Raw genomic sequence first — 10,859 nt, 5'->3', positions numbered from 1 at the left:
TGCTATAGTAGGCGTGAATGGCATAGGTAAATCTACCCTGCTACGTACCCTTGGAAAGGTGCAGTCGAAAATATCAGGGGCAATACATGTTGATGGCAAAGAATTAAAAAACTATGCCCCAATGGAGCTGGCATCGACCATAAGTATTGTTTTGACCGAACCTATGGCCTCTAAGAACCTGACCGTATTGGAACTGATTGCCTTGGGACGACAACCGTATACCAATTGGATAGGTAGATTATCGACAACGGACAGGACCAAGATCCATGAGGCTATTTCTATGGTCGATTTGGAAACCTTGAAAAACAAAAAATGTTACGAACTTAGCGATGGACAATTACAGCGGGTGATGATCGCCAGGGCATTGGCCCAAGACACTTCCGTAATTCTTTTGGATGAACCAACTTCACATTTAGACCTGCACCATAAAGTGAGGATCTTGAAGCTTTTGAAACAAATCGCCCATAAAACCCAAAAAACCATACTGTTCACAAGTCATGAGATTGAAATGGCCATTCAACTCTGCGATAAAATATTGATCATGAATCAGGACAGCCATGAGTTTGGCGAGCCTTGTGAATTGATCCAGAAAAAATCCTTCGAACGCCTTTTCCCCCAAGATGCGGTCATGTTCGATGCCAAAACAGGGTCATTTAAAATAAAAAAGTAAGCAGATAAGGCCGATATTTTTTAAAGTCAAACCTTTATCTTTACTTCAAAGAAGTTAGAATCCAAATGAACGAATATCTTATATATCTATTGGTTGGACTGATTTGCCTTGCTGCTGGGTACTTTTTGGGCAATTATATCCAAAGCCTTAAAACCAGATCAAACCAAAGTACGCTTGAAGAAGAAAAAAGGCAACTCAACCTTGCCAAATCCCATTTGGAAAACCGAATCCTCGGATTGGAAAACGAAAAGGAGGAGCTGCGTTCGGAAAAGGAACACTTGGGAAATGAAATAGTTAGGTATCAGGCCGATTTGGAATATCTGGACTTAAAAAACAAGGAACAAAAAGGGGAGGTCGAAAAATTGCAGGAGAAATTCACTAAGGAGTTTGAAAATCTGGCCAACAAGATCCTTGATGCAAATAGCAACAAATTCACGGAACAGAACCAAAAGAACATCAAAAATCTCCTTTCCCCCTTACAGGAAAAGATAAAAACGTTCGAGGAAAAGGTCGAATTTTCACAGAAGGAAAGTATCAGCATGCACTCTGCCTTAAAAGAACAGTTGTTGAACCTTCAAAGTCAAAATCTTAAAATCACCCAAGAAGCCGAGAATTTGACCAAGGCCTTAAAAGGGGATAGTAAAATGCAAGGGAATTGGGGGGAATTGGTCTTGGAGCGCGTTCTTGAAAAATCAGGTCTGGAAAAAGATCGGGAGTATTCCGTACAACAGAGCTTCACCAGGGAGGATGGATCTAAAGTACTTCCCGATGTGATCATTCACCTGCCCGATGGGAAAAAGATGGTGGTCGATTCGAAGGTATCCCTCACGGATTATGAACGTTATATCAATGCCGAGGAAGACCTACAGGAGAAATTCCTTAAAGACCATATCAACTCCATTCGAAAGCACGTAGACCAACTATCGGCCAAAAAATATGAGGATCTGTATGAAATGGAGAGTCCTGACTTTGTACTGATGTTCATTCCCATAGAACCGGCTTTTGCCATCGCCATCAACCAGGACCCATCGCTTTACAACAAGGCATTCGAACAGAATATCGTGATTGTGACCCCATCTACACTTTTGGCTACCTTACGTACCATAGACAGTATGTGGAACAATGAAAAGCACCAAAGAAACGCCATTGAAATTGCACGTCAGGCCGGGGCCTTATACGATAAGTTTGAAGGTTTTGTCACCGATTTGACCCGGGTGGGCAAAAAAATGGATGAGGCTAAAACTGAATATAAAGGCGCTATGAACAAATTGGTGCAAGGACGGGGTAATTTGGTGACTAGTATCGAAAAATTGAAAAAAATGGGCGCCAAGACCAAAAAATCCATGCCCGAATCAATCCTGAAGCGTGCCCAGGAAGATGATTTTGAAGAGGAACCTAAACTTAAATTATGAAAAAAATCCTTGTATTGACCCTAACGGCAATAATTGCCGTTTTCCTTTTGATATATGCCTTTATCTACTTCGTACCCTATAGTGAGGGGGTACGTTCTGGGGAATTGATCAAAATAAGCCGCAAAGGGGTTTTGACCAAAACATGGGAAGGAGAAATCAGTCAAGGTATTTCAGGGGCCCAGATATTCGCATTCTCCGTATTGGATACCGATAAGGAGGCCATAGAAAAGTTGAAGGAGTACCAGGGGGAATATGTAAAACTGGAATACATGGAGCGGTATGCCACTTTTTTCTGGCTGGGAGACACCAAGTACTTTGTTACCAAGGTAGAAAAGGAACAATCACCCCATTTTAGATAGTTGTCTATGAAGCCCTTTAAAACAGCCACAGAATCACATGTATCGATTACGGAATTGATGCTACCCTCCCATTCCAATTTTAGTGGGAAGGTGCATGGCGGCCATATTCTGAATCTTATGGATCAAATTGCATTTGCCTGCGCCTCAAGGCATTCACAACATTATTGTGTTACAGCGTCGGTGAACAAGGTTGATTTTTTGAATCCCATAGAAGTTGGGGAGTTGGTCACGCTTAAGGCCTCGGTCAATTACACCGGTCGTACATCAATGGTAGTGGGGGTTCGTGTGGAATCGGAAAATATTACAACCGGCGAGAAAAAACATTGTAACTCATCGTATTTCACCATGGTGGCTAAAGATGAAAATGGTAAAAATGTATCGGTCCCGGGATTGATTATCGAGGACCATCAGGGCATAAGACGTTTTAGCCGTAGTATTAGGCGCAAGGAACAAGCAAGAAAAAGGGGATCGAAGTTCAAAGCTTCAAAGTTCAAGGTAGAGGACTATTTGGAGCAATTAAAAGACGAAAACATCAAGATTGAGCTGCAGTAAGTTCCTTTGCGGCCTCTCTGTCCAAAAACCATATTAGTTTTCCTGATACGGGGGAAACCAAAGTTGCTGGATAAGCCTCGTAACCTCCTTCATGATTGATAATTTCCTTTACTTTTTGTGACTTGTTGCCACCAGTGACCAAGAACGCTACTTTTTTGGCATTGTTGATGAGTTTCCCCGTTATGGTAATTCGTTTTTGCCCTGAATCGGGATGCGTGGCGACCTCACAATTTTCTTTGGAATACCACAATGCTATTTCATGAGGAAAAATTGAGGCCGTATGTCCATCATCACCCAAACCCAATATAACTAAATCAAATTGTGGAGTATCATTGTCATTAGGCAATTCTTTTTCCAATATCCTGCCGTATCGGATAGCCTCGTCCTCAGGACCATTTTCCCCGTGAATACGATGAATATTTTTTTTGGGAATATCTATTTTTGATAGTAAATGATCCACTGTCATCCCGTAGTTACTATCACCATGCGTTGGAGCTACACAGCGTTCATCTCCCCAGTATAAATGGACCTTCGACCAATCGATTTCATCGCTATAGTTTGTCGCTAACTCATCAAAAACCACTTTGGGCGTACTACCCCCTGAAAGTGCAATATGAACAGATGCCCTGGATTGGATCAGTATTTTTAAATATTCCGAAAAATGCCTTGCAGCATCGAATTTTGTGCTATAAATTTTGAGTTCCATGTATTTAATCAATAAAGCAAGAAATTTGGTTTAACAGCGGAATTTGTTCATCGTACAACTTTAAAAATTATAGCGCGAAGGTTTCACTAACAAATCATACAGAATCCCGGGTCATCTGCCAAATTTTCTCCTGGGTTTCTCCACATATAGGTACCCTCCATCAACTCATCTGTATTTTTAGGGCCCCAAACCCCGGCAGAATATCCGTACGTCTTAACATCCTTTCCATTTTCCCAGTAGTCAAGGATAGGATCTACGAATTCCCAGGCCGCCTCTACCTCATCTGCCCTTGCATAAAGGGTAGCGTCCCCTTGCATGGCATCCAATAAAAGGCGTTCATAGGCCTGCATTACATCGTTATCCGCAAGACTTGAATAGTAAAAATCCAAATTTGCCCGTTCTACCTTAAATCCCTGTCCAGGAACTTTCACCCCAAATTTTATCAAAATACCTTCATCGGGCTGAATACGGATGATCAATTTATTATCCTTGTTATGAATCTTAGTGTCGTTGAAAATCTGATGATGGGGAGATTTAAAATGGACTACTACCTCGGTAACCTTGGTTGGCATCCTTTTAGCCGTACGTACGTAAAAAGGTACATCTTTCCAACGCCAGTTATCCACATAGAATTTTATGGCCGCAAAAGTTTCCGTCGTAGATTGGGAATCCACACCTTCCTCTTCTCGGTAGCCTTTAACTTTTTTGCCATCAATTACAGCGGCAACATATTGTCCCCTAATGGTGTGCCTGTCAAGGGTTTCTTCATCCCTCATGATACGTAATGATTTCAGTGCCTTTACCTTTTCATTTCTAATTTCTTCTGCACTATCACCAATAGGTGGCTCCATCACCACCAGTGAAACGATCTGTAACAAATGGTTTTGAAACATGTCGCGTAAAGCACCAGACTTATCGTAGTATCCCCCTCTTTTTTCTACCCCTACGGTTTCTGCATTCGTAATTTCCACGTGGTGGATATAATTCCTGTTCCAAAGGGGTTCAAAAATACTATTGGAAAAACGGGTCACCAACAAATTTTGGACCGTCTCTTTTCCCAAATAATGGTCTATCCTATAAATCTGGGATTCCGTAAAATATTGCTGCAGTCCTTTGTTCAGGTTTTTGGCAGTTTCCAGGCTATATCCAAAAGGTTTTTCAACAATCAGCCGTTTCCATCCTTCAGATTCATTACTAAGACCTTCCTTAGAAAGATTTTTGGCTATCGTCTCATAGAGATTAGGGGGTGTTGATAAATAGAAAATATAGTTGTTATCCGTTCCGAACTTTGAATTAAGGTCAGCTATTCGATGGTTTATTTCAGAATAATCCGTATCGTAGTCACTTCCTAAATCTTGATAAAATATTTTGTCGGCGAATGAAGTGCTCGATTTTTCCTCCTCACCCTTCAATTTATCCTTTAAATACTGACTTTCGAATACCACTTTTTTTCTAAACTCCCCATCAGTCAAATTACTTCGACTGACACCCAATACGACAAAATTTTCTGGAAGATAGCCTCCTTTGTGTAAATCGAAAAGAGCGGGAATCAACTTCCGTGCGGTTAAATCCCCCGAGGCTCCAAAAATGATCAATAGTTGATTCGCTGTTTTATTCATACTTCAATTATAAAGGACGTTCCTAATAATATATTTCAATGGAACCACATAAGTGCTCCTTCAAGCAAGGTTTGAAAACGGAAAAGCCCGTAATTCGATATTTTAAATTAATTTTGGGGATGACCTAAAAATGTTTAAGCCTTACAATTTACAACAAGCTTACTTAATACTTATAAAAGTCGTTAAATAATACAAAAACAAGCATATGGAACACAATACATACGATTTTGGATTGGTAGGCCTTGGGGTCATGGGGCGTAATTTCATTTTGAATGTTGCGGACAAGGGTTTTAGTGCCTTTGGTCATGATATGGACGATGAAAAAGTATCGTCATTATTGAAGGAAGCGGATAAAGCCCATAACATAAATGCCTCAACACAGGTAAAAACCTTTGTTGATGCGTTACACCTTCCTCGAAAAATCATGCTCTTAGTACCTGCTGGCAAAGTGGTTGACGCTGTCATTGAAGGTCTTCTTCCTTATTTGGATGTTGGGGATATCATCATTGACGGTGGTAATTCATTTTTCAGGGATACCGACCGTAGGGAATCCTATCTGAAATCAAAGGACATCCATTTTTTCGGTGCTGGCGTATCCGGAGGGTCCAAAGGGGCCAGATTCGGACCGAGTATCATGCCCGGTGGATCTAAAGAGGCCTATCAGGAAGTAAAACCTATTTTTGAAGCTGTAGCGGCCCATTTCAATGGGGAAGCCTGTGTGGCCTATTTAGGACCAAAATCAGCTGGGAATTACGTGAAAATGGTACACAATGGCATTGAATATGGATTGATGCAGTTGACCTCCGAAATCTACGATATCCTAAAAAAAGTGGGGGGATACACGAATCCCGAGTTGCATAAGCTCTTTGACACTTGGAACCAGGGACGGCTTCAGTCCTTCCTCATTGAAATAACAGCAGACATCCTCAACAAAAAAGACGATCAAGGCGATGGGTATCTGGTCGATCAGATCTTAGATAAGGCCAAACAAAAGGGCACCGGGAAATGGACCTCCCAGAATGCCATGGATTTGGGCATACCCACCCCTTCCATCGATATTGCCGTTAGCATGCGGGAATTATCTGCATTTAAAGAAGAACGCCTTCGGGCCAATGCTTTATATCCCAGAAATAAATCGGGAAGTCAGGATAAGAAAATGTTGGAGGAATGGGCCGAAGCAGCGCTGTATTTTGGTTTTGTACTTACGTATGCACAAGGCTTCCATCAACTGTCCGAAGCTTCCAAGGAATATGGTTATGAACTGGATATGCCCACAGTCGCCAAAATTTGGCGCGCAGGTTGTATCATTAGGGCAGCCTTGTTGGAAGATATTACCGATGCCTTTGAGAAAGACAAGGATATTTCACATTTATTGTTGAATGCTGGTTTCGCCTCCAAAATCAACCCTACACTGCCTGCAGTCCGAAATCTCACAGCCCAAGGCATCAACAATGGGATACCCCTCCCAGGGTTGAGCAATGCATTGACCTATTTTGACGGATTTACCGCTGACCGTTTGCCCTTGAATTTGATCCAGGCCCAACGCGATTATTTTGGTTCCCATACCTATGAGCGCTTGGACAGACCCGGTATTTTTCATACGGAATGGGAAGACTAGAAGCCATTGTGGAATGATCCCTTTGGAATGGATTCAACACAATTTGAAGAATTTTTAAAAAGAATCAATCAACTTACTCCTGCCCACAGGCCGCTTTTCGGTACGATGAATGTAAATCAAATGATTTGCCATTGCACCGATTTTTGCCTTTTCCTTAAGCTTACCGCATTCCGATACGTATTTACACCCTTCCAAAAATATGGTACTGCATTGATTCAATCTACTTAAAAGTATCAAATACCACTATCATTTTGAAATGTCATAAACCTATAAACCGGTCTTAAAACTAGACTCAAGTGCTTAATAAAAGCCAGTTTTATATTGCCTTCATAAACGGGCAATTAGTATCCTGCCTAAGAAATACCCTTTTGATTCAGTAGGAAATCATCGAGGTAAAAGGCTCCGAATATTTTGATACCCTGCCGACCACTGGGGCCATCGTAGCAAATACCTCGATTTTCCTTGACATATACGACATATCCCTGTTTATTTTGCCTAAACTTAATGCTATAGGGGTCTCTATCGTCATTTCAGCTTCATTCGCGGTCAGAATAACATTCTTTTGCCCCATGAAATCATCCTTTCTGTCAGATGCTACCGGTAAGACCCTGCTTTCATCCCAATTCGGGAGTACCAATGGTGCGTCGACATTACCGTGTATGTCATATACAAAAAGGTGCAAACAATAGGGCATTTGCAATTGCAGATCCAATGGATGGAACTGGATCTTGGTCAATACAATGATGTCATTTACAGCGTCCCCTACATGGATGTGTTTGGGTACGTGCTTTAGTTCTACGGACAGTATCTTTGCCATGGGTCAGTATTTTTTTGTGTTTACAAATTTCTTCTTCACAGAGACCAGAATCCCAACGATGACCCCTACGCTAAAACTGCCAAGGATAATAAGCACCCGTGACATGGACAATTTCCAAAAGACAAACCTTACATCCGTAACTTCGGAGTTTTGAAGCGAAAATATCACGATAACAGTGGCGAATAGGATTGCCAAAATGGTTTTTAGTTTCATCTGCTTCTATTTTTATTTTTTAATGGTCAGATGTAATCCACTGATTTAAACTTGGGTTCATTTTCAACGTTGATTTTCCCAGATTGTTTTTTAACAAATCATGAATCCAAAAATCTGTTCTATATCTTTTATGACACAAGGTATTTAAAAAGTCACATAAATTAGCCAATAAACACGAAAAAAAAGAGCCGTTCGATTCCTTTCGAACGGCCCAATTTAATTGAGTTTGTAATAAAAAAAAGTGCATTCTAAAAAGCCATGGCCTATCCTGGTTTATTTTGAAAAGACTTCGACCAGTCCATTGCCATAGGTTATCGTAAACTTGGTGAAATTATCCTGAAAGGTAATATCCAAATTTTCGTTGCCTGTACTGCCATTTGGGGTCAATTGAAAAATGTTATCCCCTAAATTTTCCCATTTCCCCTTCAGAATTACCGCCACATCGCAATTGGTAGACCCTTCCCCTGCAAATGTTGTCTTGGAGTATGATCCATTTGAGGAAAATACGTAAGTAACCTGTTCGTTACATACTATTTCTTCTACAAGCTGACTGTTGTTGATGTAATAGTCCAGGTTCCAAGTTCCATAAAGATTATTTGTCCCCGAAGGTGTACTTGGGCCATCATCATCTCGCGAACAATTGGGCATTAGAATTATTAGTGCCAGTAGGCTAATAGTATAAAATATTTTTTTCATGATATAGATTTTATTGTATTTTTTCATAATTGGGTGCTCTAAAATGAAAACTTGTACCCAACCGCAATTTGATTGTAATCAAACGAATTTCGCATCGTATAGTCCACATATACATTCTTATGTAAAAAAGGAAGTTCTGATCCAATAATGATATTGTAAAACCCTTTGGTGTCATCGGCAATACTACCAAAACCTAGACCGGCACCAACATATGGATTTACTTTATCGGTATTGATGGCGAAAGGAAAAACCACATTCCCCGAAATACCATACGATGTACCTTCGCCAAAGCCTATATACGCTTCTGGCATGAACTGTAAGGGTGTTTTATTAATGTCATAATGCAGCCTAAAACCTATATTCGCCGTTGATGCACCTCCATAGTTGAATCCCAAGATACCCGAAGCGTTTCGATATTGCAACATTTTTACCCCGTCGGATACATTTTCCCTTTCCATAATCCCGCCCTGATCGTTCAAGTTTGGGATTACCGTATCGTCTTTTGATTCTGAACTTGGGGTTACCACAACGATCTGTTCCTTATTGTCGTTGTCTGCGATTCTAGCGGTATTTCTATCGATTTTTTTGCTAAGATCATTCAATTTATCCATAATACGATCAGACATTACGGAAACCCTATCGTTCTCATTCTCATTTTGCTGTAATTGAGGTTCGTCGTAAGACCCAGTACCCTTAGTGGCATTTGCTTCCAATAACAATTTCTCAAGTAGCACTATCCGCTTGTTCAATTGATCCATCTGCTGTTGTTGCAGTTGTGGAGCCATCTGCTGTTGCGGCATTTCGTAAGATGCTTTAGGCTCAGGAGTTTCATCCAAGCCATTCAAAATTCTTTCTATCAAAGATTCGAATTCTGCCGGGGTCATTCTAATAAGTTCGGATTTTTCAGGAGCTTTCAAGGTAGCGGCCTCCACTTGGGCCTGTACTGGCTCTTTTTGCTTGACCGATTTTATTTCTTCAGATTTCCCTACCTCTTTCAATTTATCGACTTCTTTCAAAGCTTTCTCAACTTCTTTTTTCTCCTCCAATATTTCTATCGCTTTATCCACATCTTTGGCTACATAGGCTTTTTGCAGTTCTTCTTCCAAACTACGTACCTGATTTTGATAGTCAAGCTCGATCTGCTCAAGCTTTGTATTGTTTATGGCTTGTTGGGCATCTAATTCCCGATCTACATTGGCTCGGTATACATCATCTGTCGAAACCGATTCTTTGCCAATGGAAAGCTTCAAACCAAGATTATACATTAAATGGTTCTGAAGATCGTCAGTGGCATTAACATCGGTAATATCCTCGCCTGAAGTCAACATGGCACGAACACCTCCTGAAATCAAGAGCCTTTTTCCCAAGGGTATGTTCAATCCAAGACCACCGGTGGCAAATTCGCCACTACCTACGGTTACATCATCTTTGCCCAAATAATCCGAGTAAGCGTTTAGATAACCACCCCCAAGAATAAGGAAGGGGGTCACACCATTGCCATCGTTCAATCTGGCGCGGAGTTCCACACCATACATCGCCAATTGGTCAAAATCGGTAGAGATTTCCTCGTTTTGCGTAGCTTGAAAATAGAATCCACGAATACCGATGTATTCGTTAAAGTCTATCCCAGCGTACCCTCCTAACAAATAGGTATCCCTATAAAGTGAATTGTCGTTAAACCCGATATATCCTAGACTAGGTTCAACTATCAATTGCAGTCCTCTGAAACCTCCTTTGAACTTGTCTAAATAGGCTTGATCCAATGTTGTAAGTGTACCAGGTCTTCGTCCCCCAAGATAAAACTCAAGTGAGCCTTGTATACCCCAATTGTATAATCTATTCCGCCCGAAATCCGCATCGGTCACAGCGAGGACCGCTTGGTTTTCTTCGGAAAGTAAACTACCGCCAGCATTGAAGTTGTAAGTGGTATTCTTTGCTTCCAAGGAAAAAACCGCCCTAGGGGAAATATTCAATTTTATGCCTAGGCCAACACTACCATAAATTTGTTCCAGTTTATCACTACTGTCTAATTCGAGTGATTGAACCCCTGTACCTAAGGTAATATAAGGCTTCAAGTTATTGGTGCCTATATTGGCCTTGAACTCCCCACCCCAACGGGTAAGTTTTACATCTTGGGAAGTGAACAACGCTGCATTGTAGTTAGGAATGCCAAAGGCATCGAAATTAGTTTTCAAAT

General features: G+C 41.0%; 11 protein-coding genes. 5 read left to right on the top strand and 6 right to left on the bottom strand.

Annotated features, from left to right (window positions below):
- From WBM98_RS13930 to WBM98_RS13915, 4 genes are all read left to right on the top strand, one after another.
- Nucleotides 1–670, top strand: a 670-nt coding sequence (locus WBM98_RS13930; protein ID WP_424366631.1) for an ABC transporter ATP-binding protein, incomplete at its 5' end; no start/stop codon positions are given.
- A gap of 65 nt (nucleotides 671–735) precedes the next feature.
- Nucleotides 736–2,082 carry a DNA recombination protein RmuC gene (gene rmuC / locus WBM98_RS13925; RefSeq protein WP_424366630.1) on the top strand — a complete coding sequence of 449 codons (1,347 nt, stop codon included), beginning with the start codon at nucleotides 736–738 and terminating at the stop codon, nucleotides 2,080–2,082.
- Nucleotides 2,079–2,441: a 6-phosphogluconate dehydrogenase gene (locus tag WBM98_RS13920; RefSeq protein WP_424366629.1), complete on the top strand. Its 363-nt coding sequence runs from the start codon at nucleotides 2,079–2,081 to the stop codon at nucleotides 2,439–2,441. The genes rmuC and WBM98_RS13920 overlap by 4 nt, the downstream gene beginning before the upstream one ends.
- A 6-nt stretch (nucleotides 2,442–2,447) precedes the next feature.
- Nucleotides 2,448–2,993 carry an acyl-CoA thioesterase gene (locus WBM98_RS13915; protein ID WP_424366628.1) on the top strand — a complete coding sequence of 182 codons (546 nt, stop codon included), beginning with the start codon at nucleotides 2,448–2,450 and terminating at the stop codon, nucleotides 2,991–2,993.
- Here the strand turns inward: WBM98_RS13915 and pgl are convergent.
- Nucleotides 2,974–3,699 carry a 6-phosphogluconolactonase gene (pgl, locus tag WBM98_RS13910; RefSeq protein ID WP_424366627.1) on the bottom strand — a complete coding sequence of 242 codons (726 nt, stop codon included), beginning with the start codon at nucleotides 3,697–3,699 and terminating at the stop codon, nucleotides 2,974–2,976. The genes WBM98_RS13915 and pgl overlap by 20 nt on opposite strands.
- An 86-nt stretch (nucleotides 3,700–3,785) precedes the next feature.
- The gene (zwf, locus tag WBM98_RS13905) at nucleotides 3,786–5,318 is read right to left on the bottom strand and encodes a glucose-6-phosphate dehydrogenase (protein ID WP_424366626.1); all 1,533 of its coding nucleotides are present in this window, start codon (nucleotides 5,316–5,318) and stop codon (nucleotides 3,786–3,788) included.
- A gap of 205 nt (nucleotides 5,319–5,523) precedes the next feature.
- On the opposite strand from zwf, the gene gndA reads away from it, so the two are divergent.
- Nucleotides 5,524–6,936 (top strand): NADP-dependent phosphogluconate dehydrogenase, encoded by a 1,413-nt coding sequence (gene gndA, locus WBM98_RS13900; protein WP_424366625.1) that lies wholly within the window; start codon nucleotides 5,524–5,526, stop codon nucleotides 6,934–6,936.
- A gap of 373 nt (nucleotides 6,937–7,309) precedes the next feature.
- Here the strand turns inward: gndA and WBM98_RS13895 are convergent, their stop codons facing one another.
- The 4 genes from WBM98_RS13895 to WBM98_RS13880 form a co-directional block, all read right to left on the bottom strand.
- Nucleotides 7,310–7,753, bottom strand: a complete 444-nt coding sequence (locus WBM98_RS13895; protein WP_424366624.1) for a hypothetical protein — start codon at nucleotides 7,751–7,753, stop codon at nucleotides 7,310–7,312.
- Between the two features lie 3 nt (nucleotides 7,754–7,756).
- Nucleotides 7,757–7,966 carry a lipopolysaccharide assembly protein LapA domain-containing protein gene (locus WBM98_RS13890; protein WP_424366623.1) on the bottom strand — a complete coding sequence of 70 codons (210 nt, stop codon included), beginning with the start codon at nucleotides 7,964–7,966 and terminating at the stop codon, nucleotides 7,757–7,759.
- Nucleotides 7,967–8,239: 273 nt separating this feature from the next.
- A complete protein-coding gene (locus WBM98_RS13885) occupies nucleotides 8,240–8,662 on the bottom strand; it encodes a hypothetical protein (protein WP_424366622.1) in 423 nt (140 codons plus the stop codon).
- Between the two features lie 38 nt (nucleotides 8,663–8,700).
- Nucleotides 8,701–10,859: hypothetical protein (locus WBM98_RS13880; protein ID WP_424366621.1), on the bottom strand; the 2,159-nt coding region annotated here is incomplete at its 5' end.

The organism is Maribacter sp. (genome assembly GCF_049667165.1).
In the GTDB taxonomy this organism is placed as follows: Bacteria; Bacteroidota; Bacteroidia; order Flavobacteriales; family Flavobacteriaceae; genus Maribacter_A.
This window is presented reverse-complemented; position numbering and strand designations above follow the sequence as displayed.

Excerpts from the sequence above, each read along its gene's own strand:
- rmuC (WP_424366630.1), top strand. The coding sequence starts at position 736 with ATGAACGAATATCTTATATATCTATTGGTTGGACTGATTTGCCTTGCT.
- WBM98_RS13920 (WP_424366629.1), top strand. The coding sequence starts at position 2,079 with ATGAAAAAAATCCTTGTATTGACCCTAACGGCAATAATTGCCGTTTTC.
- WBM98_RS13915 (WP_424366628.1), top strand. The coding sequence starts at position 2,448 with ATGAAGCCCTTTAAAACAGCCACAGAATCACATGTATCGATTACGGAA.
- pgl (WP_424366627.1), bottom strand. The coding sequence starts at position 3,699 with ATGGAACTCAAAATTTATAGCACAAAATTCGATGCTGCAAGGCATTTT.
- zwf (WP_424366626.1), bottom strand. The coding sequence starts at position 5,318 with ATGAATAAAACAGCGAATCAACTATTGATCATTTTTGGAGCCTCGGGG.
- gndA (WP_424366625.1), top strand. The coding sequence starts at position 5,524 with ATGGAACACAATACATACGATTTTGGATTGGTAGGCCTTGGGGTCATG.
- WBM98_RS13895 (WP_424366624.1), bottom strand. The coding sequence starts at position 7,753 with ATGGCAAAGATACTGTCCGTAGAACTAAAGCACGTACCCAAACACATC.
- WBM98_RS13890 (WP_424366623.1), bottom strand. The coding sequence starts at position 7,966 with ATGAAACTAAAAACCATTTTGGCAATCCTATTCGCCACTGTTATCGTG.
- WBM98_RS13885 (WP_424366622.1), bottom strand. The coding sequence starts at position 8,662 with ATGAAAAAAATATTTTATACTATTAGCCTACTGGCACTAATAATTCTA.